At 66.1% G+C, this 23,708-nt stretch carries 30 protein-coding genes, 1 tRNA gene and 1 pseudogene; 17 read left to right on the forward strand and 15 right to left on the reverse strand.

Annotated features, from left to right (window positions below):
* Positions 1-7: 7 nt before the first annotated feature.
* On the reverse strand, positions 8-1,459 hold the full coding sequence (gene glmU, locus ACQPYH_RS36590) for a bifunctional UDP-N-acetylglucosamine diphosphorylase/glucosamine-1-phosphate N-acetyltransferase GlmU (protein ID WP_432881078.1): 1,452 nt from the start codon (positions 1,457-1,459) through the stop codon (positions 8-10).
* Positions 1,460-1,622: 163 nt separating this feature from the next.
* The gene (locus tag ACQPYH_RS36595) at positions 1,623-2,696 is read right to left on the reverse strand and encodes a hypothetical protein (RefSeq protein ID WP_432881080.1); all 1,074 of its coding nucleotides are present in this window, start codon (positions 2,694-2,696) and stop codon (positions 1,623-1,625) included.
* Between the two features lie 93 nt (positions 2,697-2,789).
* Here ACQPYH_RS36595 and ACQPYH_RS36600 point away from each other — a divergent pair, with 93 nt between their 5' ends.
* Complete coding sequence (locus tag ACQPYH_RS36600; RefSeq protein ID WP_432881082.1) at positions 2,790-3,122, forward strand: VOC family protein; 333 nt, start codon at positions 2,790-2,792, stop codon at positions 3,120-3,122.
* On the opposite strand, the gene ACQPYH_RS36605 is transcribed toward ACQPYH_RS36600, so the two are convergent.
* A complete protein-coding gene (locus tag ACQPYH_RS36605; RefSeq protein WP_432881083.1) occupies positions 3,112-4,017 on the reverse strand; it encodes a phosphotransferase family protein in 906 nt (301 codons plus the stop codon). The two genes, ACQPYH_RS36600 and ACQPYH_RS36605, sit on opposite strands and share 11 nt — an antisense overlap.
* 7 nt (positions 4,018-4,024) lie before the next feature.
* Positions 4,025-4,501: a hypothetical protein gene (locus ACQPYH_RS36610; protein ID WP_432881085.1), complete on the reverse strand. Its 477-nt coding sequence runs from the start codon at positions 4,499-4,501 to the stop codon at positions 4,025-4,027.
* A gap of 38 nt (positions 4,502-4,539) precedes the next feature.
* Here ACQPYH_RS36610 and ACQPYH_RS36615 point away from each other — a divergent pair, with 38 nt between their 5' ends.
* The 3 genes from ACQPYH_RS36615 (at position 4,540) to ACQPYH_RS36625 (ending at position 6,359) form a co-directional block, all read left to right on the forward strand.
* Positions 4,540-5,235, forward strand: a complete 696-nt coding sequence (locus ACQPYH_RS36615) for an alpha/beta fold hydrolase (protein WP_432881088.1) — start codon at positions 4,540-4,542, stop codon at positions 5,233-5,235.
* A 187-nt stretch (positions 5,236-5,422) separates the two neighbouring features.
* Positions 5,423-5,872 carry an NUDIX hydrolase gene (locus ACQPYH_RS36620; RefSeq protein WP_432881090.1) on the forward strand — a complete coding sequence of 150 codons (450 nt, stop codon included), beginning with the start codon at positions 5,423-5,425 and terminating at the stop codon, positions 5,870-5,872.
* Positions 5,862-6,359 (forward strand): DinB family protein, encoded by a 498-nt coding sequence (locus ACQPYH_RS36625; RefSeq protein ID WP_432881093.1) that lies wholly within the window; start codon positions 5,862-5,864, stop codon positions 6,357-6,359. Before ACQPYH_RS36620 ends, ACQPYH_RS36625 begins: the two co-directional genes overlap by 11 nt.
* Here ACQPYH_RS36625 and ACQPYH_RS36630 read toward each other — a convergent pair.
* Both ACQPYH_RS36630 and ACQPYH_RS36635 read right to left on the reverse strand, forming a co-directional pair.
* Entirely contained in the window at positions 6,344-6,790 is a 447-nt protein-coding gene (locus tag ACQPYH_RS36630) for an AAA family ATPase (RefSeq protein ID WP_432881095.1), read from the reverse strand. The two genes, ACQPYH_RS36625 and ACQPYH_RS36630, sit on opposite strands and share 16 nt — an antisense overlap.
* Positions 6,791-6,805: 15 nt before the next feature.
* Positions 6,806-7,312 (reverse strand): hypothetical protein, encoded by a 507-nt coding sequence (locus ACQPYH_RS36635; RefSeq protein ID WP_432881098.1) that lies wholly within the window; start codon positions 7,310-7,312, stop codon positions 6,806-6,808.
* Between the two features lie 101 nt (positions 7,313-7,413).
* On the opposite strand from ACQPYH_RS36635, the gene ACQPYH_RS36640 reads away from it, so the two are divergent.
* Positions 7,414-7,773 (forward strand): hypothetical protein, encoded by a 360-nt coding sequence (locus ACQPYH_RS36640; RefSeq protein WP_432881101.1) that lies wholly within the window; start codon positions 7,414-7,416, stop codon positions 7,771-7,773.
* A 199-nt stretch (positions 7,774-7,972) separates the two neighbouring features.
* On the opposite strand, the gene ACQPYH_RS36645 is transcribed toward ACQPYH_RS36640, so the two are convergent.
* Together ACQPYH_RS36645 and ACQPYH_RS36650 are read right to left on the reverse strand one after the other, a co-directional pair.
* Positions 7,973-9,151, reverse strand: a complete 1,179-nt coding sequence (locus ACQPYH_RS36645) for a hypothetical protein (RefSeq protein ID WP_432881103.1) — start codon at positions 9,149-9,151, stop codon at positions 7,973-7,975.
* A complete protein-coding gene (locus tag ACQPYH_RS36650) occupies positions 9,144-9,686 on the reverse strand; it encodes an RNA polymerase sigma factor (protein ID WP_432881105.1) in 543 nt (180 codons plus the stop codon). Before ACQPYH_RS36650 ends, ACQPYH_RS36645 begins: the two co-directional genes overlap by 8 nt.
* A gap of 125 nt (positions 9,687-9,811) precedes the next feature.
* Here ACQPYH_RS36650 and ACQPYH_RS36655 point away from each other — a divergent pair, with 125 nt between their 5' ends.
* The 3 genes from ACQPYH_RS36655 to ACQPYH_RS36665 all read left to right on the forward strand — a co-directional run bounded on the left by ACQPYH_RS36655 (position 9,812) and on the right by ACQPYH_RS36665 (position 11,909).
* Positions 9,812-10,294, forward strand: a complete 483-nt coding sequence (locus tag ACQPYH_RS36655) for an HIT family protein (protein WP_432881108.1) — start codon at positions 9,812-9,814, stop codon at positions 10,292-10,294.
* Positions 10,295-10,773: 479 nt separating this feature from the next.
* On the forward strand, positions 10,774-11,076 hold the full coding sequence (locus ACQPYH_RS36660; RefSeq protein ID WP_432875101.1) for a transposase: 303 nt from the start codon (positions 10,774-10,776) through the stop codon (positions 11,074-11,076).
* Complete coding sequence (locus ACQPYH_RS36665; protein ID WP_432875103.1) at positions 11,073-11,909, forward strand: IS3 family transposase; 837 nt, start codon at positions 11,073-11,075, stop codon at positions 11,907-11,909. The genes ACQPYH_RS36660 and ACQPYH_RS36665 overlap by 4 nt, the downstream gene beginning before the upstream one ends.
* Here ACQPYH_RS36665 and ACQPYH_RS36670 read toward each other — a convergent pair.
* The gene (locus tag ACQPYH_RS36670) at positions 11,895-13,142 is read right to left on the reverse strand and encodes an IS110 family transposase (RefSeq protein ID WP_432875104.1); all 1,248 of its coding nucleotides are present in this window, start codon (positions 13,140-13,142) and stop codon (positions 11,895-11,897) included. The two genes, ACQPYH_RS36665 and ACQPYH_RS36670, sit on opposite strands and share 15 nt — an antisense overlap.
* A gap of 386 nt (positions 13,143-13,528) precedes the next feature.
* Here ACQPYH_RS36670 and ACQPYH_RS36675 point away from each other — a divergent pair.
* A pseudogene (locus ACQPYH_RS36675) lies at positions 13,529-13,585 on the forward strand (hypothetical protein); the annotation flags it as partial.
* Positions 13,586-13,780: 195 nt separating this feature from the next.
* On the opposite strand, the gene ACQPYH_RS36680 reads toward ACQPYH_RS36675, so the two are convergent.
* The gene (locus tag ACQPYH_RS36680; RefSeq protein WP_432881110.1) at positions 13,781-13,948 is read right to left on the reverse strand and encodes a hypothetical protein; all 168 of its coding nucleotides are present in this window, start codon (positions 13,946-13,948) and stop codon (positions 13,781-13,783) included.
* Positions 13,949-14,312: 364 nt separating this feature from the next.
* Between ACQPYH_RS36680 and ACQPYH_RS36685 the strand changes: the two genes are divergently transcribed.
* Together ACQPYH_RS36685 and ACQPYH_RS36690 are read left to right on the forward strand one after the other, a co-directional pair.
* On the forward strand, positions 14,313-14,522 hold the full coding sequence (locus ACQPYH_RS36685) for a hypothetical protein (RefSeq protein WP_432881111.1): 210 nt from the start codon (positions 14,313-14,315) through the stop codon (positions 14,520-14,522).
* 322 nt (positions 14,523-14,844) lie between these two features.
* The gene (locus tag ACQPYH_RS36690) at positions 14,845-15,627 is read left to right on the forward strand and encodes a hypothetical protein (RefSeq protein ID WP_432881114.1); all 783 of its coding nucleotides are present in this window, start codon (positions 14,845-14,847) and stop codon (positions 15,625-15,627) included.
* A 45-nt stretch (positions 15,628-15,672) separates the two neighbouring features.
* On the opposite strand, the gene ACQPYH_RS36695 is transcribed toward ACQPYH_RS36690, so the two are convergent.
* On the reverse strand, positions 15,673-15,909 hold the full coding sequence (locus ACQPYH_RS36695) for a hypothetical protein (RefSeq protein WP_432881117.1): 237 nt from the start codon (positions 15,907-15,909) through the stop codon (positions 15,673-15,675).
* A 180-nt stretch (positions 15,910-16,089) separates the two neighbouring features.
* Positions 16,090-16,560, reverse strand: a complete 471-nt coding sequence (locus tag ACQPYH_RS36700; protein WP_432881119.1) for a cupin domain-containing protein — start codon at positions 16,558-16,560, stop codon at positions 16,090-16,092.
* A 62-nt stretch (positions 16,561-16,622) separates the two neighbouring features.
* On the opposite strand from ACQPYH_RS36700, the gene ACQPYH_RS36705 reads away from it, so the two are divergent.
* Together ACQPYH_RS36705 and ACQPYH_RS36710 are read left to right on the forward strand one after the other, a co-directional pair.
* The gene (locus ACQPYH_RS36705) at positions 16,623-17,222 is read left to right on the forward strand and encodes a TetR/AcrR family transcriptional regulator (protein WP_432881121.1); all 600 of its coding nucleotides are present in this window, start codon (positions 16,623-16,625) and stop codon (positions 17,220-17,222) included.
* 407 nt (positions 17,223-17,629) lie between these two features.
* Positions 17,630-18,067 carry a hypothetical protein gene (locus ACQPYH_RS36710; protein ID WP_432881123.1) on the forward strand — a complete coding sequence of 146 codons (438 nt, stop codon included), beginning with the start codon at positions 17,630-17,632 and terminating at the stop codon, positions 18,065-18,067.
* A gap of 174 nt (positions 18,068-18,241) precedes the next feature.
* Here ACQPYH_RS36710 and ACQPYH_RS36715 read toward each other — a convergent pair whose 3' ends face one another.
* The 3 genes from ACQPYH_RS36715 to ACQPYH_RS36725 form a co-directional block, all read right to left on the reverse strand.
* Complete coding sequence (locus ACQPYH_RS36715; protein WP_432881126.1) at positions 18,242-19,006, reverse strand: DUF2071 domain-containing protein; 765 nt, start codon at positions 19,004-19,006, stop codon at positions 18,242-18,244.
* Positions 19,007-19,103: 97 nt separating this feature from the next.
* Positions 19,104-19,352 (reverse strand): hypothetical protein, encoded by a 249-nt coding sequence (locus ACQPYH_RS36720; protein ID WP_432881128.1) that lies wholly within the window; start codon positions 19,350-19,352, stop codon positions 19,104-19,106.
* A 505-nt stretch (positions 19,353-19,857) separates the two neighbouring features.
* Positions 19,858-19,929 (reverse strand) — tRNA-Gln (locus ACQPYH_RS36725).
* Positions 19,930-20,052: 123 nt separating this feature from the next.
* On the opposite strand from ACQPYH_RS36725, the gene ACQPYH_RS36730 reads away from it, so the two are divergent.
* The 4 genes from ACQPYH_RS36730 to ACQPYH_RS36745 all read left to right on the forward strand — a co-directional run bounded on the left by ACQPYH_RS36730 (position 20,053) and on the right by ACQPYH_RS36745 (position 23,684).
* Positions 20,053-21,048, forward strand: coding sequence for an acyl-CoA desaturase (locus tag ACQPYH_RS36730; protein ID WP_432881130.1), 996 nt, complete (start codon positions 20,053-20,055; stop codon positions 21,046-21,048).
* Positions 21,049-21,121: 73 nt separating this feature from the next.
* The gene (locus ACQPYH_RS36735) at positions 21,122-21,763 is read left to right on the forward strand and encodes a TetR/AcrR family transcriptional regulator (protein WP_134108052.1); all 642 of its coding nucleotides are present in this window, start codon (positions 21,122-21,124) and stop codon (positions 21,761-21,763) included.
* A gap of 74 nt (positions 21,764-21,837) precedes the next feature.
* On the forward strand, positions 21,838-23,016 hold the full coding sequence (locus ACQPYH_RS36740) for a sensor histidine kinase (protein WP_432881134.1): 1,179 nt from the start codon (positions 21,838-21,840) through the stop codon (positions 23,014-23,016).
* The gene (locus tag ACQPYH_RS36745; RefSeq protein WP_432881137.1) at positions 23,016-23,684 is read left to right on the forward strand and encodes a response regulator transcription factor; all 669 of its coding nucleotides are present in this window, start codon (positions 23,016-23,018) and stop codon (positions 23,682-23,684) included. The genes ACQPYH_RS36740 and ACQPYH_RS36745 overlap by 1 nt, the downstream gene beginning before the upstream one ends.
* Positions 23,685-23,708: the final 24 nt, after the last annotated feature.

Genomic DNA, 23,708 nt, shown 5'->3' on the forward strand with positions numbered 1-23,708 from the left:
CTGCTGGTCAGGACTGCTCGTCGCCGGCCTGTTCGGCCAACGCCGCTTCGGCCGCCTGAGCGGTCTTGGTGCCGGCCCGCTTACGCGCGACCCAGCCCTTGATGTTGCGCTGCCGCCCGCGTGCGACCGCGATCTCGCCCGGGCCGACGTCCTCGGTCAGCGCCGTACCGGCCGCCAGGTAGGCGCCGTCCGCGATCGTCCGCGGGGCGACGATGACCGAGTTGCTGCCGATGAACGAGTGCTTGCCGACGTGGGTCGGGTGCTTCGCGACGCCGTCGTAGTTCGCGAAGATCGTGCCGGCGCCGATGTTCGCGCCGTCGCCGATCGTCGCGTCCCCGGCGTACGTCAGGTGCGGGACCTTGGCGCCGTCGCCGATGGTGGAGTTCTTGGTCTCGACGAACGTGCCGATCTTGCCCTTCACGCCCAGCCTGGTGTTCGGGCGCAGGTACGCGAACGGGCCGACGGACGCGCCGTCGCCGATCACCGACAGCGAGCCGTGGGTGCGGATGATCGTGGCGTTCGCGCCGATCTCCATGTCCGTCAGCGTGGTGTCCGGGCCGATCGTCGTACCGCTGCCGACCGTGGTGGCGCCGTGCAGCTGGATGTTCGGCAGCAGGGTGACGTCGCGGGCCAGCTCGACGGTGGAGTCGATCCAGGTGGTGTTCGGGTCGACGATCGTGACGCCCTCGAGCATGTGCTTGAGGAGCGTACGGCGGTTCAGCTCCGCACCCAGCGTGGCGAGCTGGACACGGTTGTTGACGCCCTCGGTCTGCATCGCGTCGTCGGTGACATGCGCGCCGACGCGCTTGCCGTCGTTCCGGGCGATCGAGATGACGTCGGTCAGGTACAGCTCACCCTGGGCGTTGTCCGTGGTGAGGCGGCTGAGACCGTCACGCAGAGTGATCGCGTCGAAGACGTAGATACCGGCGTTGATCTCGTCGACCAGACGCTGCTCGGGAGAGGCGTCCTTGTGCTCGACGATCGCCTCGAAGGCACCGTCCGGGCCGGTGATGATCCGGCCGTAGCCGGTCGGGTCCGGAACGTGCGCGGTCAGCACGGTAACCGCGTTGCCCTGCTTGTCGTGGTCGGCGACCAGCCCGTGCAGGGTCTCCGCCTCCAGCAGCGGTACGTCGCCGGAGGTGACGATCACCGAGCCGTCGAAGTCCTGCGGTACAGCGCTCAGCCCGGCCCGCACGGCGTCCCCGGTACCCAACTGCTGCTCCTGGACGGCCGTCTTCACATCCGGGTCCAGCGCCTTGAGGTGGGCCTCGACCAGGTCGCGGCCGCTGCCGACCACGACAACGAGGTGCTCGGGCTCGAGCGCCCGGGAGGCGACCAGCACGTGCCCGACGAGACTGCGCCCGCCGATCTCGTGCAACATCTTCGGGATCGCCGATTTCATTCGGGTACCCATACCGGCGGCCATGATCACGACCGCCGCGGGGCGATGGGAAGTCACGCGGTCTTCTCCTCGAGTTCCCTGCGAGTTTCTTTCAACAAGTATCAGCATGGGCACCCGATGCAGTGCCCGCGCAAGCCTACTTGCTCAAGATCCGAACCCCACCCCGCCCTCCACGAGACCGATCTCACCCTCCGTCGCGCCCGGGACGCTCAGTGACCGATCAGGGGGTGTAGGCGGCCAAGGCGGCGAATGGGGACGCGGCGGAGGTTGCCGTCATGCCAACTGTCCAGATTCGGTCACTTGCGGCTGTGACACCGGTCAGGGTGCCGGTTGGGGCCTTCGGGGCGGGGGCTTGGGTGAACTTGGAGCCGGTGAGTTCGAGGACGTAGGGCTTGGCGGTTGAGTTGTCGGCTTCGAAGCGTTCGCCGACGGCGATGGGGTGGTTGTTGCGGAGTACGACGTCGTACAGCTGGGCCATGCCCGCGGGGACCGGGACCTGGGTCCAGTTCGTGCCGTTGTAGTGGAGGGCGAGCGGGGCGATCCCGGCGGCGTACTGGACGCCGACAAGCCAGATGTTCTTCGGGCCGGCGGCTGCGATGCCGGTCGGGATCTGGGAGCCGTCGACCGGTACGTCCTTCACCAGGGTCCAGCGCTTGCCGTCGAAGTGCGCGAGGCCCGCGTTCAGGCCGAGCCACGCGTCGTTCGCGGACAGTACGGCGAGGACGTTGGCGTTGATCGAGTTCTCGAGGCCGGTGTAGAGCGGGTGCCACTTCCCGCCGGCGTACCGGTAGACGACGGCTCGCTCGGTGCCGCCGACGTTCGCCCACCCGGCGACCCAGACCGACTCGTCCGGCGCGATCACGACATCGTCGAAGGATCCGGTCGGTACGGCGGGCGGCTTCACGACCTGCCATTTCGTACCGTTCCAGTGCATCGCGAGCGGTTTGGTCGCCTCGGGATCCGTCCGGTCCTCACCGACCGCCCAGACGTTGGCCGCAGTACCGACCGCGACGCTCTCCAGCGTCGCGTTCGTCGTCACCGGCTGCGCGGTCGCCTTCCAGGTCTTCCCGTCCCACCGCATCGCCAACGGGCGCTGGTCGGCGAAGTCGTCGACCTGATCGCCGCCGACGGCCCAGGTGCCGCCCGCTCCGCTCGCCACGTCGTTGAACGTCGCCGGCTGCCGATGCGTCGGAGTCGTTGCCCACTGCAACGGCCCTGCGGCGGCGGCTTGCGTTGCCAGTGCGGTCGCGATGATTCCGGTGATCGCGGTGACGATGCTTTTCTTCAGTCTCACAACGGTTCCCTCCGAGTCAGCGTCACGTACACCCCTTCCGACGCTGTCACCCGACCGCTGCGTTACACCCCAAACTCTGCGAGTCTGGGAACCATGGCCCTCACCCTCGGAGCAATCATCCTGAACGTCCCGAAAACCGGCCCTGCCGCCGAGTTCTGGAGTCAGGCTCTCGGTTTCACCACCGACGGCAACCCCGACTTCCTCATCCCGCCGCCGACCGCCCGGCCCACCCGCCTCCACCTCGACGAGACCGACCGCACCCATCTGGACCTGTGGTTCGATCACGAATCCTCAACCCTGGAAGCCGAAGTGGACCGCCTCATCTCCCTCGGCGCCGAACGGGTCGAAGACTGGCCCTACCCGCCGAACGCCGACTTCGTCGTCCTCAAGTCCCCCGACGGCACGGTCTTCTGCATCATCGATTGAACAAGCTTGCAGTCAGCGGCAGGTGGCTGGCCCGGTTGTACGGGTCGTTCTCATGCAGGTTGCTGATGGCGAGGGAATGGATACGGCGGTAGAGCAGGAGTTGCTCAGCGTCGTACCCGAGCTGCTCGACGAACGCCTGGTCGAACGCCGCCTCGACCTCGCGAACCCTGGGCGACCAGATCTCGTACAAGCCGGCAGCCGCGGCCGCATCGAAGACCGGGTCGCCGGGCATCGTCAGCAGGCCGAGATCGAGCAGCGCCACAGGCCAGAGGTCCTGGTCGACGAGGATGTTGCCCGCGGTCACGTCGCCGTGCACGAGCCGGGTCTCCGGCTCCTTCAGCTCGGCCAGCTGGTTCAGCAGCAGCTCGACCTTGGCGTCGAAGTCGTCGATGACGGCGCGGAGCTGATCGTCGAAGCGCTGTAGGCGTCGACGTACGAGCCCTGTCAACGCCTCGATCCACGACACTCCCTCGGGCCTGAACGGGTCGGCCTCGTCGAGCACCGTCATCCGACGCAGCACCTCAGGCGCCTCGATCTCCGCAAGCGCCGCGAGTACGTCGACAACGCAGTTCCGCGCCCGCTCCCACCCCGCCTCCCCGAACGCCGGGGCGACGGTATGCAGCGGTACGCCGGGTAGCTCGGCCTCGATCGTCACGCAGTACGGGCCCGGTCGAAGCAGCTCGAGCATCCGCGGCGTACGAAATGGCAACCGCCCTTCGATCGCACCGTACAACTCGCCCAGCCTCCGCAGCTCCTCCTCGCCGGCATCGAACCAGATCTTCGCGACCTTCTCCCCACCAAGCCGATAGACCGCCCCCTGCATCCCGATGTCGATCTGCTCCGCGTCGCCGTACCCACACAACTGCTCCCGCAGAAAACCGTCTGACAGCGGCATACACACCTCAGCTGAAGGATTGTTCGGCGAAGCTCAGTCCGCCGCGTTCGGTTTGGGTCAGGTACTGCGCTTTGGCGCTGTGGATCGGGGGTTTGCGGAGGTACTGCGTGTACGCCGACGCGCGCAGCCGGAGGTCGAAGTTCTGGCCGTCGACGTGCCATACCGGGTCCGGGTTGTGGTCGGGTGAGGCGAGACGGTAGAGGCCGGCGATCTCCAGTAGGTCATTCATCGGGTCGAGTTGGCCGGTGATGTCCCATACCTCGTCGAACACGAGCGTCGCCGGGGCGATCCAGAAGCTGAAGTGCCTTTCGCCGGGCGCCGGATCGACCCATTTCACGATGTAGTCGAGGTCGAGGAGCACCCGATTCCACGGGAAGTTGCCCTCCCGCACGCCGATGCTCACGGCATGCACACGGCAGTCGTGCCAGCCCATCACGTCGAAGTCGGCATCGGTCCACGTCGCCTTCTCCAGCTCCTCCTGCATCGGCCAAGTATGTCGGAGGGGCCTGGCATCCTCGCTGCATGCGTGATTCGTTGGTGGATGTCGGCGACGTGACACTGTTCGTGCGCGAGCTCGGGCAGCGGACCGACAAGCCTTCGCTGGTGGTGATCCACGGCGGCCCGGACGTCGGCCACGGGTATCTCCTGCCCGGATTCGAGCCGCTGGCCCGCGATCACCACGTCGTACTGTTCGACTTCCGCGGGTGCGGGCGGAGCAGCCGCGGCCTGCCCGACGACGAGCTCCAACCGGAGTACGTCGTACGCGATGCGCATCGCCTGATCGATCGACTCGATCTCGGGCAGGTCGACCTGCTCGGGTTCTCGACGGGCGGCCGCGCCGCGATGGGCTTCGTCGACAAACATCCCGAGCAGGTACGCCGGTTGGTGCTCGCCTCCACATCGGCGTACACGTCCGCAGACAACGCCGTCTACTTGGCCGACTGGCCCGAGTACCACCGCCGCCAACGCATCGAGGACGAAGCCGATGGGGCCCTGCGCAACTCGACGATCTTCGTCTGGGACCTCGACCTCGCACCGGCGTACCTCGACCTCCTCAACTCCCTAGGCACCGACCTAGGCGACTGGTCCGAAGAACGCGCAATCAAAGGCCTCATGCACCCGTGGTTCGAAGGCGACGCCGAACAAATCCTCCGCACCTTCAACAAACCAACCCTCATCCTCACGGCGAATACGACATGGGCTTCCCCGTCCAGCTAGCCCACCGCCTCCACACCGCCGTCCCCAGCAAGCTGATCGTCATCCCCAACACAGCCCACATGTGCCACTTCGAAAAACCCGACACCTGGGCAGGCCACATCCGCGACTTCCTTGCTAGCCGATGACCGCCCCAAGGCCGAACCCCCTGCTGCCGCAAGACCGTAGGGTCGAGCCGCGGAGCGACAGCGTGGTGAGGCTGGCGGTCAAGCTGATCCTGCTCGACCCCGACGATCGCGTACTCCTCATCCACGCCAAGGACCCGAAGTCACACGCCGAGTGCTGGTACCCGGTCGGCGGCGGCGTCGAGCCCGGCGAATCTCTGCAACTGGCGGCCGCACGCGAGACCTACGAAGAGACTGGTTTGGTTGATCTTCCGGCCGGTACGCCGGTCTGGCGCCGCGATCACCGCTACGAGTTCAACGGCCAGGCATTCGACGTACACGAAGAATGGCTCCTGCACCGCGTCGAACACTTCACCCCCGCACCGGCAAACCTGAGCCCCCACGAAGCCCGCACCATCCTCGGCTTCCGCTGGTGGCACGCCCAGGACCTCCTCACCACAACAGAAACCATCTTCCCCCCACAACTCGGCCAGTTGCTGACGAGGCTGTCGGTTGAGGTGCGGCATGAAGGGTGAGTTGTTGAAGGCGCTGCAAGGGAGTCGGGCTGTGATGGTGGCGAAGTTGGACGGGCTGTCGGAGTACGACCGGCGGCGTCCGCTGACTCCGAGCGGTACGAATCTGCTCGGGCTGTTGAAGCATCTGGCCGGCTTGGAGTACGGGTACCTCGGGGAGTCGCTCGGCCGCCCGCCGATCGAGCGCCCGTCGTGGTTCCGCGACGACCCGTCGACCGAGATCGACATGTGGGCCACGCCGGATGAGTCGAGCGAGTACGTCGTACGCACGTACCAGCAGGCTTGCGCTCACTCAGACACCACCGTCAACGAGCTCAACCTGAACAGCCCAGCCCACGTGGCGCATTGGGCCGAGGGCGGCCGGCACACGACCCTAGGCGTCCTGCTGATCCGAATGGTCAACGAAACAGCCCAGCACGCCGGCCACGCCGACATCATCCGCGAACTGATCGACGAACCATCCTGGTCCAGCGATCACTGCCCCCGCTGAAGTCCCTCAATCAAATCAGCCAACTCCCCCACCGGCTTCCGCCCATCCAACTCGACCGTCGCGCCGCTCCGGAGCAACGGCTCCACAGTCTCGACGTACGCCGCAATCTCGGCCTGCTGCTCCGCCGTCCTGCCATAAGGATTGTTGGTCCGCGTACTGACCCGCTCGATCAGCACCTCGACCGGCGCACGGATCAACACCACCTGCTCGAACCGATCGTAAAACCGCCCCTGATTCTCAACAGTCCCCGAAACAACCAGATCTGGCTCATCGGCCAGTAGCTGATCCATCCGGCGCTCATCCCAACGACCGTCCGCCCCGACCCACCCGTCGTAGTCGGTGTCGATCGCCAACCACCCCCGCCGGCGCAGCTCGTCAAGCACCGTCGTCTTCCCAGCCCCCGACATACCAGTCACCAAGACCCGCGCCATGCGACGGCACTCCTCTCAACGACGGCTGCCCCACTCGCGATGCCAGTACGGGGCGTCCTGGCTGCCAACCCTCAGGATCGCATCAGGTTCAGCCGGGGCGGGCCACAACTGCACGAGGTACGCGTCGACCAATCCGTCGGCGAACTCCCCGTCCCGCCCCTCGTCCCGACCACGCTCACTCACCCGAACCCGATAGCTGCCCGCCGCGATCCCGTCCAGCTCACCACCGGTCTCGCCTGCCCACGACGACCACCAGATCCTGGTCGCCGGTACGTCGACGGACACCTCGACAACGTCCTCCCACGACGCATCGGGATCGTCCGGAGCCGCGTCCATCACCACGATCCGCACCGGCGATCCGCCCGACCGCCGACCGAAATGCAGATAGACACCACCGCCATGCGCGGCCCCCACAAGCCCGTTCACCTGGCCGCCAAAGAACCGATCCGCCTCGCCGTCGAACCCAATGCCCTCCCAGCCAATGTCGAACTGCCCGTAATCGGTCCGAACCACCTCATCCATCAACACTCGCTCCACCCGCAGAACACTAGAACCAGACCGGGCTGACAGCCGACCGCGTAAAAGGGGGCGCGGCCAGTCGCGTTGCGGATGATGATGGTGCGATGCCTGAAAAGCACTCACGCGCCGTACCTGGTGGCCGAGCTTTCTACCTGACCGAACGCCTGTGGGAGTTGTCGGCCGGCCTTCCCGTCGAGTCGGTGCCGATCGACGCCATCGGCGAGTTCGACCAGAACTGCTGGTTCGGTGACGGCCCCGTCACCTGCAGGATGGTCGCCCGCCACGCCGGCCTCATCCAGAAAGCCGACCTCAACTACCCGGTGATCCTGTCGTCCGACGGACGCCTCATGGACGGCGGCCACAGAATCTCCAAAGCCTGGCTCAGCGGCGCCACCACCATCAACGCCGTCCGCTTCAAAGTCGACCCCGAACCGGACTACTACGAGTGGACCCCCACCGACTGACCCGCCCGGACCTCGCGAGTATCCCGTCCGCTGAGCCCCGCGAGCGCGACACCGTCATATCCCGCCACGAGCCAGTCAGCGGCCCACATCGGAACGGACTCGGCCCGAAGATCATCCAGAGCCAGCCACGCCGCCACCAACGTGGGTGACGGCGTCGCCCCATCAAGCATGAACTCTTGCGACACGCGCCCATCCAACCTCAGCGGGGCTGGAAGTACTTCCAGGTTTTGCCGCGGTTGGTGCTGGTGATGGCCTGGTTGCCGTTGTACTGCATGCCATAGACGAAGTTGCCCACCGCTGTCAGGTTGCCCAGGTCGCCCGGCGGCGTGAGCGACGTACCGGCGCCCGGCCGGAGGAGTTCGCGCTTCTTGCCCTGGTAGAGCGCGAGCCCCGTCCCGTTGTCGAAGGCAACGGGGGACTGCAGGTACGGCGCGTCCCGGGTGGCCACAGTCGTCCAGTGTTCGCCGCGGTCGGTGGACAACCGCAGCGGTACCAGTTCATCGTGATCCGGCCGGCCGGCCTTGACGCCCGGGATCGTCATGAGCGTCCGGCCGTCCGGGCTGACCCCTAGACTGCCGCCCATCCAGCCTGGGCTGATGACGGAGTGGCCCCAGGTCTTGCCGTGGTCGTCGGTCCAGTAGATGTTGCCGACGCCGCTGTTCCTGCCGGCGACCACCCACCACCGCCCGGTGCTGTCGCGCTTCGGCTGGGTGGCGTTGTCGATCCCGGGAATCTTCACCTCCCGCAGAACGCCGGTCTCCGGATTCAGCGCCCGGAGGGTGCCGTACGCCAGCAGCACGTCGCCGTCCCCGAACTCGGTGGTCGGCGGAGCCCAGCGGACCTTCTTCTCGATCCGGCCCTGATCCGTCAGGCGGACCATCACGGCCTGGGCCCAGGTCGGATCGCTGCCCTTCATGCTCGTCGGCATCGCCAGGGCCAGCACCTCGTCCCGGTCCTGCACCATGACGTAGTCGTTCTTGCGCACCGGCGCGGTCGCCCGCACCCCGTCGCGGCTCAGCACCGCGGCCGACTTCCAGGTAGATCCGGGCTGCACTATCGACCACACCGCGCCCCACCGCTTCGGTGTGGCGAACGCGACGCCGAACATGGCCGCCTTCTTGTCGTGGATCACCTGCTCGGCAGCCTGGTCGACCGGGATCGCTGCCTGCTTGGCGGCGGTCGACTTCTCGGTGCCGGTCAGGTTCCCGAGCGGCAGGAGAGCGGCCAGTACTGCGATCGTCACCGCCGCGACGACTCCGGCCCCGGCCATCGCCTGCCGACGGTGCCGGCGGCGTACGCCACGACGCTCCAGAGCCTCGAACGGCAACAGCTGCACGGTCTCCTGGACGTCCCAGGCCAGTTCCTTCAGCTCAGACATGGTTGACCTCCTCGGCGTCATCGGCGAACTCGTGGACCAGCGGGGCCAGGCGGGATCTACCACGGGCGAGGCGAGCCTTGACCGTCCCTTCGGGAACGCGCAGCTGTACGGCGATCTCACGCACCGGCAGGTCGACGATGTGGTGCAGCACGATCGCCTCGCGCTGCTCGAAGGGGAGTTGCCGCAGGGCCTCGACCAACGCGACCCGGTCCGCGGACATCCCGGTCACCGTGGTCTCGGGCACACCTGCACGCGAGAGCAACCCGTGGAACCGGGTCGCACGCCGGTACCTCCGGCGTACGGCGTTCAACGCGACCGCTCGCAGCCAGGCCTCCGGATTCTCGAGCTGCGCGAACCGCCGCGGTTTCTCGACCGCCCGGACGAACGCCTCCTGTACGGCGTCCTCGGCCTCACCCAGGTTCCCGCAGATCGCAAACAGCTGCCCGACCAGGCGCCGATAGCACCCCTCATACAGCTCGCGCACCATGTCGCCGTCAGCCATCACCACTCCCCAGATCGACCCCTTTGCCTCCATGAGTCCTGACAGAAGGATCCGGTTGCACGACGAGAGCACTATGCCCGAAGTTCTTCACCCGATTCCCGCCCACCACGGCCGCCCGGGGCAGAATGTGCGAGTCTGCGACCGCTGGAGGCGATCGAATGTTCAACCACGAGCCTGCGGGATACGACTGCCCGTTCTGCCTGGTGCTCGCGGGTGGCGAAGACAACTTAACCAGTCAGCAAGACGTCGTCCTGCGGACCGACCGGGCGATGGCATTCGTTGCCTCACGCTGGTGGCCGAACAACCTCGGACATGTCCTGGTCGTGCCGACGGGCCACCACGAGAACCTCTACGATCTGCCCTCTGTGGACGGGCACGCCGTACAAGATGCGGTGCGCGCAGTCGCGATAGCCATCCGACACACCTACGGCTGCGATGGGATCTCCACACGTCAACACAACGAGCCTGCCGGCTACCAGGACGCATGGCACTACCACGTGCACGTCTTCCCCCGCTACAAGGACGACAACCTCTACAACACGACACATCTCGCCCAGCCCGCAACGCGCGAAGAACGCGAACCCTACGCCCAGAGGCTCCGCTCGTACTTCGCAGATCGAGCCGTCATCCCGGAGTCATGAGGCCTCTCCGAAGTGCCAGACAATGAAGAGGCCGAGTAGGACCCTGTTAAGCGCCTAGAGCCAGGGTGGGTCGTAGCGGCGTACATAGGCGCGTGCGCGTTCTGTGGGATCTGCCCAGTACTGGTGCGGTTGTCGGTGCACGTGCTCTTCGCAGAACTCTCGAAGGTCACTGCTGATCGTCTCCACCTCACGTACGGGGAGACCCTCGAAGTCGCTGTTGACCTGCAGAAGTTCGGACTCGGGGTTCCAACCCGACGCATCGAACGCCCACGTGCCCCACCTCGCATACACGTGAAGCGGATGCTCGAAGTCACCCAAGTACAGAGCCGCCAAGGCGATCTCTTGATCGGGATAGAAATCCCTGCACGTCCAGGCCAGCACATGACATGCCCCACTCGAGAAGAAGTGGACCTGGCCCGTTTTGACGGACATCCGAGATCGGGAGCGGTTGCTCCGGAAGGATGTTCATTATGGAGTCCATGGGCAAGAAGAAGCCAAGGCCTCGTCGATCGTTCACACCCGAGTTCAAGGCCGAGATCGTGGAGTTGTGCCAGCGTGGTGAACGGACGGTTGGCCAGATCGCGAAGGACTTCGATCTGACCGAGACCGCGGTCCGGGCCTGGGTGAAGCAGGCCGAACTCGACGCGGGCACCCGCGATGACGGTATGACCACGACCGAGCGCGAGGAGCTCGCACAGTTACGCCGCGAGAACCGCCGATTGCGCGAGGATGTCGAGATCCTCAAGCGGGCCACGGTTTTCTTCGCGAAGGAGACCCGGTGAACGTCTATCCGTTCATCGAGGCGGAGAAAGCCGGCAACCGCAACGTCAAGAGGGCGTGCGAGTTGCTGAAGGTCTCTCGTTCCGCCTACTACACCGACCGGGCCGGCCGCCCGTCACACCGTCAGCAGCGTGACGCCGAGCTGACCGCGAAGATCGTCGAGATCCATGACGACTCCAGGCTGACCTACGGCTCCCCGCGGGTCCATCACGAACTGCATGCCCAAGGCGAGAAGTGTTCCCGGAAACGGGTCGTTCGGCTGATGCGAGCCGCCGACCGGTACGGGCGGATGCCGCGACGATGGAAGACGACCACCATCGCTGACCCGGCCGCCGCTCAGCGCCCGGACCTGATCAGCCGCGACTTCACCATCGACCCAGACCAGCCCGCGCCACTGGATACCCGCTGGTGCGGCGACATCACCTACATTCACACCTGGCAAGGCTGGCTCTACCTGGCCACCGTCATCGACCTGGCCTCACGTCGTGTCGTCGGCTGGGCCGTTGCCGACCACCTGCGCACCGACCTGATCGCCCAGGCCCTCGCCAACGCCGTGAACCGGCGCCGACCAGCACCCGGAGTGATCTTTCACTCCGACCGCGGCTGCCAGTACACATCGGCCCAGTACGCCAACCTGGCCAAGGATCTCGGCGTCATCTTGTCGGTCGGGCGACGTGGTCAATGCTGGGACAACGCCGTCGCGGAATCGTTCTTCGCGACCCTCAAAACCGAACTGATCCACCGCCACCCGTGGCCGACCCGCAAAGCCGCGACCAGCGCAATCTTCGACTACATCGAGACATCTCACCAACTCAACTTGTCAAGCCGCAGTTGATTGATCTTCGGTTGGCATCCGTGGTGGAAACGCAGTGGAGGCGTCGTAGACCTGACCGGTAGCCAGGCAATGGTGCAGCTTGCCGAGCATGAGGTTGAACAGGTTGCGCAGCGCGGCGGCGTGCCGGTCACCTGCGGCCCGGCGGGCCCGGTAGCGGGCCTCCCAGTCGGGGTCATGCCGGATGGCCGCGAGAGCCCAGACGTATCCGGTCGCGGCGATCCGGTCGTTCTTGGCTCGCCGAGCGTGTACGAAGCTGGACTTGCCCGACGCCCGCGTGACCGGCGCGGCGCCAGCGAATGCCTTCAGCCCCCGCGCATCAGCAAACCGAGTGCGGTCATCGCCGATCTCGGCCAGAAGCCGAGCACCGAGCGCGGTCCCCAGACCAGGAAAGCTGGCCACAACCTTGGCATCGGGATGCGCGCCGAACGCGAGATCGATCTGTTCCTCCAATTCGGCCAGGACCTGACAGACCGCGTCCAACTGCCGCACCAGACCCCGTAGTTGCATGCCCATGGCCTGTTCGACATTCTCCGGCTGACGAATCTGTTCGCTGCGCAACAACTCGCGGAGCAGCAGGGCCTCGGCGTCGATGCCGCGTTGCCGACCGGCACGCCTGAGCAGCGCCGCCAGCTGCCCTGTCGACAGTGCCCGGGCGGCCTGCGGTGTGCACGCCGCAGCCAGGATCACGCGGCAGGGAGCCGAATCCAGACGATGCCTACCACCACGCTCGAACGCTGCGATCGCGGCCGGGAAGAATGTCTTGAGCAGAGATCGGATCCGGTTGGTTAACGTGATCTTGTCCCAGATCACGTCCTGCTGCGCGCGGGTCAGTACCTGAAGTGCCTGCGCTCCAACGCTGTCGGTTGGCAAGGGCCGGTGCGCGTCGCGGTCGGTGCGCATGATGTTGGCCAACACCATGGCGTCGAAGGCATCCGATTTCCCTCGCGACGACCGGTAACGATCCCTATAGCGCGACACCGCCAAAGGGTTGATCGCAAATACCCGGCGGCCGGCCGCACGTAGCCCTGCGACGAGCAGACCTTTGCTGGTCTCGATCGCTACGGCCAGTGCGCCTTCGATCGGGTCGTGTTCGGTCAGAATCTCCAGCAACCGCGCCAATCCCGCAGCGTCATTGTTGATCCGCTCAGCCACGATGACCGCACCGTGTTGGTCCACGATCGCCACATCGTGGTGGGCTTCTGCCCAGTCGATCCCACATCCTGCTGCCGGCACCCGAATCTCCTCGTCGTTGGATCCCTAGCGGGGCACCGGCGCCCTAATGGACAGTGCTCTGGGCACGACATCTCACCAGCCGTCTCGCCCCGCAACCAGCAGCGCCCGAACTCGTTCGAGACTCGAGGTCTAATGAAGATGATGGCTGGTCCCTGCTGGTGTCAAGGATGCGATCATCCTCGCGGCAGGGGTGCTGCCACCGGCATCTTGCCCTGGTGATGCACGACGTCCGGGCTCAGCCCTGGTCACCGGGTTCCACGCCGGCAACAGCACTCCGTCCGCAAAGGCGCCGCTCTCGATGCCCTGACTCGGTGGCCACTGGCTGGTATAGGCGTCCCCGCGGTTGCCATTAAGGCTGGTACAACACCCGCCGCCGACACTCCACGCTCGGCTACCTCAGCCCCACCGCCTACGAAACCACCACCACCGAACAAGTAGCGTGAACCAGCCCCACATCAAACCTGTCCGTCAAAACGGGTCACAGCCAGAAGGCCTGATCCGTACGCTCCCACGAGACCCGTTGATCTGACCGCTCAATCGCGGTCCGCCGAAACACCCCAGAAGCCATCGCTGCCACGGACCGACTCTAGCGAAGCAGTCCCATGCACTGTGCGAGGCTCCAGGCAACCCGCGCCAGGTCAGCAGCCTTCGACGATCATGACCATCACGCGGTGGTCACCGTCGCGAAACTCTCCGATTTCGAATGAGGCCATGGGATCTGCATGGCCGTCCCAGTACCGCTCGACCTCGGCAGCCAAGCCGCTGCGATCTGCGCCCACGTGCTCATGGACGGCACCGTCGTACACATGCATCACCTTGACGGCTGCTCTGGCTAGCAGTCCGCTGGCCTGAGCCGGCGGCAGGGTGCCATGACCACGTCTCCGCCATACGACACCGTCGTCATCAGTCCACGTTCGATATCGAAGCGGTTGAGGTACGTCGAACACCTCGCCACTGGGTAGCTCGGGGACGGCACTCTCGCAGCACTCCCGATGCGAGCGACCAGACATTTCCGGAAGTATGCCGTCCCCTCCAGACGGTCGCAATGTCGTCGACACGGCTGCACCACGCACAAGGTCGGCGGACATGCATCGAAGGCAGTTGCCATGCCTAGGCGACACATGCTCATCGTTTGCTAGCAAATCCATCGCATCTGCGAAGACGGTGGGCATGGCTGCGCTCGGTGTGTTCGCCGGAGCCATGCAGGGTTGGCTTAGGTGGCCGACCAGTTTGGCGGCTCTCGCCTCACTCGTCTTTTGCAACTTCAGGTGGTCCGACGCTGCGGAATACCTAGCGAAGGCGAAGGGCATCTACGACCCGACGTACGGCGTCCTCGGGCCGCTCGGCCTTGTCCTGGTCGTGTTCACCAGGTCGACGTAAACGAGTTGATCGGGCGAGATCCACGGGATTGAGCCAAGGGTGATGTGCTCGCTGACCTCGGCATGGGACGCGCGTATCTTGTCGCCTCGCGGAGGCGAGCTGATACTCGGCCTATGACGGGCGCCGCAACGAATCGCCAGACCTGGGACGTCTTACGAGCATGAGGTCCATTCGGCGCAGTGCAGGGTGTCGTGCGTACGTGTGGCCGGCCGTCGTTCTCATCGCCTGTGCACTTGCGGCTTGTGGGAACGAGGCAGCGCCACCTTCTGGGGCAGGCAGTGCAAACCAGCCGACGTCGATCCCGTCAGCTTCTGTGCCTCAGGTGTTTCTCGACCGGGCGCAGGCTGTCGCGCGCGCCGTCCGGGCTGCGGGGATCCCGAAGACTCCGGCGGGGATCTTCCTGTATTCGTCGCGGACCCAGGACCTGGGCTTCGACACGACCGAGCAGAAGGTCGCGTGGGGAGCCGGGCACGTCACCTTCGCGCCGGGCGTCAAGCTCGGATCAGGTGGCACGACCCGGATCCACTTCGGGAACGGATCGAGCATCTCGGCGAGCGTCCTCGATCCCCGGCCTGCCCTGACTGAAGCAATCGGAACCACGTATGACAACTGCGGACACGTACACGTCCCGCCATCGAAGTGCAGACTCACGATCACCGGCGCTTCCTTGACAACCGCCAAGGTGGACACGAGCAGCGGACCCGCGACCGTTCCCGCCTGGTCCTTCACCGCGAAGGGTAAATCGCGACCGATGGTCGTCCTCGCAATCTCGGAGGATGTGCTCAAGCCTGTCGTACAGCCCGTCCCACCGCCCGGGCTCGCCAAGCCGGCTCCTGGCCTCGTCGGGAGCGAGCGGCTCACCCGGATCAAGGGCAGCACCCTCACTTTCAGCCTTTCCCACGGAGCCTGTGACACCGACCTGCGAGCCCATGTCGTCGAGTTCGAAGACATGGTGGTCATCGGCGGGACCCGCGGGCCGGCACCGACCGGCGTTGCCTGTCCCCTCATCCTCCTCAGCAAAACAATGACCGTCACCCTGTCTGCACCACTCAAAGACCGAGCAGTCATCAGCGCCGCCACAGGCGCCAGGCTCATACCTTGGTAATTCCAAACGCCAAGCCCAAGCCTCTATCGCCGCAGCCCAACTCGGTCAGGGGATCCGCGCCTGTGCTTCCCGAGCGGCGAGTCGAAGCGTCTCCGCGGCCGAGTGACCTAGCACTGTGAACTCGTTGTCCCGAATGTCGCCCTCGAATCGGACGTACCACCGTTCAGCCCCCTCCGCGACACCCGCCCAGTACCCCAGCTCGAACTCCGGCTTGAACTGGCCCGGAATGCCGTCCGCGATCTCCACCAACTCCCGCAGCGCAGCCGCCGTCTCGTCATCCACGCGGTCAAGATAGCCCGGACCGCGGTACGTCGACCGGCCTGTCCTGTCCCCTGGCAAAGGAGCGCCATGTACCCGCGGAGCCTGTGAATGGCATGCGCACCTCCGTCGACTGATGCGCGACACTCGTCCGCCAGGTGAGCTGCGACAGTGCGAAGGCACGGACCGGCAGATGGGTGCGCACTAGAACGGTGGCGGTCCAACGATCTCGATGCCGCCGTTCTCCTGGGCGCTCTGCGCGATTCGGGCAAAGTCCACGACGCATGCGGATCCCTCGAGGATCTCGCTGGCGCCGCGGTAGAAGGGTTCGCACTCGCACGTTGGCTGGATGCCGATCACCTTGGCCGTCGCGCTCTTGACGATGAAGGCGTGAGGCACGCCCGCGGGCACCATGACGAAGTCGCCGGCACCAAGCTCGTGTTCGTCGTCGTCGACGCGGTACTGAATCTGTCCGTCGAGCACCCACATCGACTCCGAGACCGGGTGGGTGTGGATCGGGGTCCACTTGCCCTCGACCATGTCGACCTCCCACAGGTGGATGTCCTCGTTGGCGCTGCTGAGCTTCCAGGTGAAGACTCCGCCGCCGAAGAACCATCGCTTTTCGCCCTCGCCCGCCCGTCGGATCACTGGCGCGAGCGTCGTCTTTTCAGTCATTTGACACTCCGATCATTCATAAGACTGAAGTCTTGTAATGAGATTGACGTATCATGAAGACCATGTCAAGCGACTACCTTGAGTCGGGTCGAGCGCGGCAAAAGCAACGTACTCGCGACCGACTGATCGCTGCGGCGCGCGAACTGATCACGGCGGGCGACACCCCACGTATCGAGGAGGTCGCCGAGGCGGCCGGGATCTCTCGCCCCACTGCCTACCGCTACTTCGCGTCACAGGCCGAACTGCTTGCCGCGGCATACCCGGAGACAGGAGCCACATCGGTCCTTCCCGAGCCGCCGCCGGCAGCCGTGGACGAACGCGTGGCCACTGTTGCGCGGTTCGTGATCGGCCGTGTCCAGGAGGCCGAGCGGCAGCAGCGCGCGATGCTGCGCCTCTCGCTGGGCGAGGTCCCGCACGAGCTGCCACTGCGCCAGGGCCGCGCCATTCCGTGGTTCGTCGAGGCGCTCGCACCCATGGCCGACTCGATCGGTGACGAGAACGTGCATCGGCTTGCGTTGGCACTCCGCGCCGCCTGCGGCATCGAGACCCGCGTCTGGCTGAGCGACGTCGCCGGCCTCGCGCCCGCACAAGTCAGTGCCCTCCAGCAATGGATGGTCGACGCCCTCGTCAAGCACGCGCTCGCGACACCGCCACCGACGTGACAGCCCCCGGCACCGATCTCGACACATCCGTGTTGGCCAGCTCCCTCAGCTGGTCGCCAGACGCCTAGCCTGTCGCACATCAACTGACGCAAATGTGTCGCGGATCTACTGGCGGATCACACCCGTCCGGGCGGACTGTTCTCCGTCGGCTCATGTGCGACGTTGGTCCGCCAGATGAGCGGTGACCGTCGGAAGCGCGGATCGCGGCGTGTGCGGATGTTGCGCTTCGGCCACGGTACGACCTGAGTCAGTCCGCATATGCGATGTTTTGGCAAGTGATCTCTTGTGGCGCGGAACGGCCATGCCGACGTCTCTGGCGGGTGAGCTTCGTATGCGCGTTTCTCGCCTTGGGCTCGGTGATGTCGCTTACGGGGTGCGAGACCGTCGACGGTGCCGGGTCAACCGGTATGAGTGTCGATGGGCAAGGACGCCCGGTTATCGTCTTTGCGCTCTGCAACGACCACATCGATGGGGCAACGATCTATCGTGATCGAACGGCGGCCGACCCAGCGGGCGACGACTCCACGGTTTCAGTTGCGGACTGGGATGCGGTTTCGCCGATCACGCCTGACAGCGCGATCAACGCAAGCTTGAACACCGTTGAGCCGTCTGGGTTGTGGGACCGGACTGGCCCGCCAGTGGAATTGAAGCCCGCTGTTCTTTACGTCGCGTACGGCTGGACCCGCGACAACACCTGGTACACGGGTCACGTTGAGTTCACGCTCGAGCGTCTGTCGAACCTGAAGCCCGGTCAGGTCCTCAGCCAGACCTACGTTGAAGCCAATGGCCGATTCGAGGACAGGGTGCAGCCGTATTCACAGTTCGCGGCAGAGAAGTGCGCCTAGGGGCCGGGAGACAGCCCAGAGGCAGCCACGCCGACGAAGTCGTCAAGCCCTTCACAACGTCCGCATATCAGCTGCGCAGTTTGTCAATGACGAGGAGGGACCGCTCTCGATGTGGGAGCCGGCGCCCATGCCCGCCCCCACGACCGCTTTCGCTCTCCGCGGCAGATGCGGACGTCACGCGGCGGGCTCAGCTTGGAGACGCAGGCTCGCGAGTGGTTCCCACAGCACTGGCACCCTTCGCATGATCAGGGCGTCGTCGAGTTCGGCGGTTCCGGCCGGGAAGATCCCGGCGTCGTCGAAGAACGACGAACGCGCATGAGTTACCGACGTGGGTTCAACCTTCCACGCGGAGGTCTTCAATCCCAGCCCGTCGAACCGGTTTGGCCGGCGTGAGGCGGAGTATCCGACCGAGCCCGTCTCGAAGAAGGCTGAGGCCTCCTCAAGGCCGGCAAAGAGGCTACTGTCGCCGAGCTCGTCGGTGATGTGCACCGAGACATCGACCCAGGCGGAGCCGTCCAGAGACGTGTAAGCCACCCGAACATCTTCGTCGGTCTCGTCCACTCGGAACCGCGCCCGGTGGTGCTCGCCGGGATAGACGCGGCCGCCGAGCATGACGTTGACCCACGAGTCGCTGTCGCGCCTAGGGATGTAGACGCCTGCCTGCGGGCCGTTCGGCGTGTCCCACTCGACCGCCACGCGGTGGGCAGCGTTCTCGCTGCGCAGCCCGACCCATCGCGGCGTGTGCCTCGGACGCATCTGGCCCAAGCGAATGAGGCAGATGCCGGCAACCGCGGCGCCACCGACCAGCCGCGGTCGGAACGGATGGGGAAGCACTCGAGCAATCACCTCGGCGTCTACCCGATAGTTCACCAGTAGCCGACGCTCGATTTGACCGCGGATCCTTGGAAGCACGTGTCTCCTCCGATCGCTGGCCTGCATTGCCCCCTCGGAACACCGACCGCCTGAGGCGGGAACCGGTCTGAAAGAGATTCTCGCACTAGCGCGGACAGCGGCAGTTGCGGACGTTCGCCACGCGTCACCGGGGCTGTGCGAGGTGAACGGCGCTGTACTCCCGCGCCTTCGAGTTGGTTGCGCATGTCGCGGCGTACCGCTCCGCGTCGTCAAGGGTTGCGTATCGATGGGCCTGTGACTGCCTGCCCCAGCCCTGGCCGCGACGCTCAGCCTCCTCCCCACACCAGAACAGCACCGTGCCATCGTTGAGCCGGACCGTCACTGCCCACGCGTTGGCACGGTCGGCACGCCGAGACTGGCGCTCTTTGGTCACGGAACCAGCATGGCATCTGGATGTTCCTCTGACGCCTGCAATAAGAAGCGCTGTACTTCGCTTCCGAGGCGTCGACAGACTTCGAGGCTGCAGGAGATCAGTTGGCGGACAGGTGTCGCGGATCTGTTGGCGGATCACAGCCGACCCGGCTGGCGCGGATGGCCTCAGCCGGTTCGGACCAAATCCACCTCACACACGGCGAACCGGTGCCACCACGATGCGGTAATGCGCGATAAGCGCCACGTTGGCGCGCTGAGCGCTGGGCGGGTGGGAGCGGCGCGCAGCACGGCGAGGAACGAGCCGCGCGTAGCACCGCGTGGGGCGAAACCCATCCACCTCACACACAGCGAACTGGCGCGACCACGATGCGGTCACGCGCGATAAGCGCTCACAGGGCGCGCTAAGCGCCGGGCGGGTGGGAGCGGCGCGCAGCACGGCGACGAACGAGCCGCGCGTAGCACCGCGTGGGGGCGTACTCACCACCCCAACCGCAGTACGTATAGAGCTCCCCCGCCAGGTTTCGATCCTGGTCTTCGAGATTCAAAGTCTCGCGGGCTGCCGATTACCCCACGGGGGATCGTGGTTGCCGGGACAGTTTGCCATGAGTGGGGTGGATCGCACGCTGAGGGGTTCCTTACCTACGGTGCCGTAGGTTACGGTGGCGTAGGTAAGGACCCCCGACCCGAGGGATGAAACAGCTATGACCCCACCCGTTGCCACGCCGGACGCGCCCACCCGTACCGCGCCCGTCGTCGAGGACGTGAACACCGGGACGCTCGGCGGCGAGCAGAAGAAGGCCTGGGAGCAGGTCGCGCTGGCGTTGTTCATCGGCATCCCGTTCCTGGCGGTGCTGGCGGCGGTGCCGATCGCGTGGGGCGGTTTCCTCGGCTGGCGGGACGTCGTCCTGGCGGTCGTGTTCTATACGGTCGCGGGGCACGGGATCTCGATCGGTTTCCACCGGCTGTTCACGCACAAGTCGTTCAAGCCGGGTCGGCCGATGAAGTACGCGCTGGCCATCGCCGGCTCGCTGGCGATCGAGGGGCCGGTGATCCGCTGGGTGGCCGATCACCGCAAGCACCACAAGTTCTCCGACCGCGACGGCGACCCGCACAGCCCGTGGAAGTACGGGAACAGCATCGGGGCCCTGACGAAGGGCTTCTTCCACGCCCACGTCGGCTGGCTGTTCGACACCGAGCAGACCCCGCAGCGCCAGTACGCACCGGACCTGCTGAAGGACAAGGACATCGTGAGGGTGTCCCGGATGTTCCCGCTGCTCGTGGCGGTGTCCCTCCTCGCGCCGGCGGTCATCGGCGGCCTTTGGTCCTGGTCGATCAGCGGCGCGCTGACCGCGTTCTTCTGGGCCAGCCTGGTCCGGATCGCGCTGCTGCACCACGTGACCTGGTCGATCAACTCGATCTGCCACACGATCGGCGACCGGCCGTTCAAGAGCCGGGACAAGTCCGGCAACGTGTGGTGGCTGGCGATCCTGAGCCAGGGCGAGTCGTGGCACAACCTGCACCACTCCGACCCGACCTGCGCGCGGCACGGCGTACTCAAGGGTCAGCTGGACACGTCGGCCCGCTGCATCTGGTTCTTCGAGAAGCGCGGCTGGGTCAGCGATGTCCGCTGGCCGGTCAAGGAACGGCTGGAGGCCCGCCGTGTGGACTCTTCGACCCGTACGCTCAAGGCAGCCTGAGAAACGCTCGAGGCGGCCAGAAACTCCCACCCGCAATACCCGAAGTGCGGCATGATGCTGACGTGATCACGACGTGACGGAACCCAAACCGCGGCGGTCCGGCCGGATCCGGATGACCAGTGCCGAACGTCGCGAACAGCTCATCACGATTGCCCGCGGCCTGTTCGCGCAGAAGGGGTACGAGGCGACCTCGGTCGAGGAGATCGCGCATCGCGCCGAGGTCTCCAAGCCGGTCGTCTACGAACACTTCGGCGGCAAGGAAGGCCTGTACGCCGTTGTCGTCGACCGCGAGGTCCGTTCGCTGCTCGACGGCGTCACCGGCGCGCTGACGGCCGGCCGCGCGCACGAGCTGGTCGAGCAGGCCGCGCTCGCGCTGCTCGACTACATCGAGAAGAACGCCGACGGTTTCCGGATCCTGGTCCGCGACTCGCCGGTCGGATCGTCGACCGGTTCGTTCATCTCGATCCTGAGCGATGTCGCGACCCGGGTCGAGCACATCCTCGCGGAGGAGTTCAAGCGCCGCGGCCTGGACCCGAAGAACGCGCCGATGTACGCCCAGATGCTGGTCGGCATGGTCGCGCTCACCGGTCAGTGGTGGCTGGACGCCCGCAAACCGAAGAAGCCCGACGTCGCCGCCCACCTCGTCAACCTCGCCTGGAACGGCCTCTCCGGCCTCGAGGCCAAGCCCACGCTCTCGACGAGACCGCACAAGTAACCGACCCCGGTCGTACGCCGACATCCGCCCGCAGGCTGACCCGTGCGAACACCCAGGCCCGTACCCTGGCGAACATGACGGGGATACTGACCGCGCGGCCGCTGCCTGCCCGGAGCAGGGCGTTCGATCTGCTCCTGGCCGGTGCCCTGTGCGTGACGGCCGGGTTCCTGTCGCTCGCGCAGGCGCACTTCGGCGGCATCCTCGCCTTCGGCATGCTGGTCCCGCTGATCTGGCGGCGTACCCATCCCGAGCTGGTCTTCTTCGCCGTCTGCTCCGTCGCAGCCCTGCAATGGCTGATCGGCGTCGACCTGCAGCCCGGCAACATCGGCCTGCTCGTGGCCCTCTACGCCATCTCCGTGTACGGCGACACGCGGCTGAGCCGGATCGCGCTCGGCATCGGCGGCCTCGGCGTGCTGATGGCGGTCTCGCGCTACTGGTCGAACTCGGACTGGAAGCAGCAGGTCACGATGATGGTCGCGCTCGGCGCGCTCGTCTTCGGCGTCTGGGCGTTCGGCGAGCGCCGTCGTACCCGCGGTCTGTACGTCAACCAGCTCGAGGAGCGCGCCGCCCAGCTCGAACGGGACCGCGACCGCGAGTCGAAGCTGGCCGTGAGCAACGAACGGACCCGGATCGCTCGCGAGATCCACGACGTGGTCGCGCACGGCCTGTCGATCATGATCGTCCAGGCCGACGGCGGGCTGTACGCCGCAGACCAGTCGCCCGAGGCCGCGAAGAAGGCGCTGGCGACCATCGGCGACACCGGCCGCGCGAGCCTGACCGAGATGCGCAAGATGCTCGGCCTGCTCAAACAGGACGAGCAGAACGAGCTCGACCCGAACCAGCCGCGCCCGCAGCCGGGCGTCTCCAGCCTGCCGGAGCTGATCGACAACGTCCGCGAGGCCGGGCTGAACGTCGCGTACGACGTGACCGGCGAGCCCCGCGATCTCCCCGCGCTGCTCGGGCTCACGGCGTACCGGATCGTGCAGGAGGGCCTGACCAACACGCTGAAACACGCCGGGCCGGGAGCGCGTACCTCCGTCTCGTTGGACTTCGGGCGCGAGATGCTGACCGTGGTGGTCACCGACGACGGTCGCGGTGCCGGCGTCGCGCCGAGCTCCGACCCGGGTCACGGCCTGGTCGGGATGCGGCAACGCGCGTCGGTCTCGGGCGGTACGGTGAGCGCCGGACCGAAGGCGGGCGGCGGTTACGAGGTGATCGCCAAACTGCCCTACAACTTGCCGAGCGGAGAGTAATGGACGACGACGTGATCCGGGTGTTCCTGGTGGATGATCAGGAGCTCGTCCGGGCCGGATTCACGATGCTCGTGGACTCCCAGGCCGACATGCGCGTGGTCGGGCAGGCCGGCGATGGCGGTGAGGCGGTCGAGAAGATTCAGGTCACCGCCTGCGACGTCGTACTGATGGACGTCCGGATGCCCCGCCTGGACGGCGTGGAGGCCACGAGAAGGCTCCAGTCGTTGCCGGAGGCACCGAAGGTGATCGTGCTGACCACGTTCGATCTGGACGAGTACGCGTTCGCCGCGATCAAGGCCGGCGCGGCCGGCTTCCTGCTCAAGAACACCCCGCCGGCCGACCTGCTGTCCGCGATCCGCCAGGTCCACTCCGGCGACGCCGTGGTCTCCCCCAGTACGACGAAGCGCCTGCTCGAGCACTTCGCCGGCGCACTACCCGACACCGAGACCGAGCGCCCCGACCTGGCCGAGCTGACCGCCCGCGAGCGAGAGGTCCTGGTCGAGGTGGCCCGCGGTCTCTCGAACACCGAGATCGCGAAGCTCTTCACGTTGTCCGAGGCAACGGTCAAGACGCATATCGGCCGCATCCTGGCCAAGACCGGCCTCCGTGACCGGGTCGCCCTCGTCGTCCTGGGGTACGAAACGGGTCTGGTCAGACCTACCAAGTAATACCCAGGTAGGACCCGCACTCCC

Origin of the sequence: Kribbella sp. CA-245084, assembly GCF_050942355.1 — a bacterium.
Lineage (GTDB): Bacteria > Actinomycetota > Actinomycetes > Propionibacteriales > Kribbellaceae > Kribbella.

What these genes read in the sequence shown, in the direction of transcription:
- ACQPYH_RS36600 (WP_432881082.1), top strand. Translation starts at nt 2,790, where the DNA reads ATGGCCCTCACCCTCGGAGCAATCATCCTGAACGTCCCGAAAACCGGC.
- ACQPYH_RS36605 (WP_432881083.1), bottom strand. Translation starts at nt 4,017, where the DNA reads ATGCCGCTGTCAGACGGTTTTCTGCGGGAGCAGTTGTGTGGGTACGGC.
- ACQPYH_RS36610 (WP_432881085.1), bottom strand. Translation starts at nt 4,501, where the DNA reads ATGCAGGAGGAGCTGGAGAAGGCGACGTGGACCGATGCCGACTTCGAC.
- ACQPYH_RS36615 (WP_432881088.1), top strand. Translation starts at nt 4,540, where the DNA reads ATGCGTGATTCGTTGGTGGATGTCGGCGACGTGACACTGTTCGTGCGC.
- ACQPYH_RS36625 (WP_432881093.1), top strand. Translation starts at nt 5,862, where the DNA reads ATGAAGGGTGAGTTGTTGAAGGCGCTGCAAGGGAGTCGGGCTGTGATG.
- ACQPYH_RS36630 (WP_432881095.1), bottom strand. Translation starts at nt 6,790, where the DNA reads ATGGCGCGGGTCTTGGTGACTGGTATGTCGGGGGCTGGGAAGACGACG.
- ACQPYH_RS36635 (WP_432881098.1), bottom strand. Translation starts at nt 7,312, where the DNA reads ATGGATGAGGTGGTTCGGACCGATTACGGGCAGTTCGACATTGGCTGG.
- ACQPYH_RS36640 (WP_432881101.1), top strand. Translation starts at nt 7,414, where the DNA reads ATGCCTGAAAAGCACTCACGCGCCGTACCTGGTGGCCGAGCTTTCTAC.
- ACQPYH_RS36645 (WP_432881103.1), bottom strand. Translation starts at nt 9,151, where the DNA reads ATGTCTGAGCTGAAGGAACTGGCCTGGGACGTCCAGGAGACCGTGCAG.
- ACQPYH_RS36650 (WP_432881105.1), bottom strand. Translation starts at nt 9,686, where the DNA reads ATGGAGGCAAAGGGGTCGATCTGGGGAGTGGTGATGGCTGACGGCGAC.
- ACQPYH_RS36655 (WP_432881108.1), top strand. Translation starts at nt 9,812, where the DNA reads ATGTTCAACCACGAGCCTGCGGGATACGACTGCCCGTTCTGCCTGGTG.
- ACQPYH_RS36660 (WP_432875101.1), top strand. Translation starts at nt 10,774, where the DNA reads ATGGGCAAGAAGAAGCCAAGGCCTCGTCGATCGTTCACACCCGAGTTC.
- ACQPYH_RS36685 (WP_432881111.1), top strand. Translation starts at nt 14,313, where the DNA reads ATGGCTGCGCTCGGTGTGTTCGCCGGAGCCATGCAGGGTTGGCTTAGG.
- ACQPYH_RS36700 (WP_432881119.1), bottom strand. Translation starts at nt 16,560, where the DNA reads ATGACTGAAAAGACGACGCTCGCGCCAGTGATCCGACGGGCGGGCGAG.
- ACQPYH_RS36705 (WP_432881121.1), top strand. Translation starts at nt 16,623, where the DNA reads ATGTCAAGCGACTACCTTGAGTCGGGTCGAGCGCGGCAAAAGCAACGT.
- ACQPYH_RS36710 (WP_432881123.1), top strand. Translation starts at nt 17,630, where the DNA reads ATGAGTGTCGATGGGCAAGGACGCCCGGTTATCGTCTTTGCGCTCTGC.
- ACQPYH_RS36715 (WP_432881126.1), bottom strand. Translation starts at nt 19,006, where the DNA reads ATGCAGGCCAGCGATCGGAGGAGACACGTGCTTCCAAGGATCCGCGGT.
- ACQPYH_RS36730 (WP_432881130.1), top strand. Translation starts at nt 20,053, where the DNA reads ATGACCCCACCCGTTGCCACGCCGGACGCGCCCACCCGTACCGCGCCC.
- ACQPYH_RS36740 (WP_432881134.1), top strand. Translation starts at nt 21,838, where the DNA reads ATGACGGGGATACTGACCGCGCGGCCGCTGCCTGCCCGGAGCAGGGCG.
- ACQPYH_RS36745 (WP_432881137.1), top strand. Translation starts at nt 23,016, where the DNA reads ATGGACGACGACGTGATCCGGGTGTTCCTGGTGGATGATCAGGAGCTC.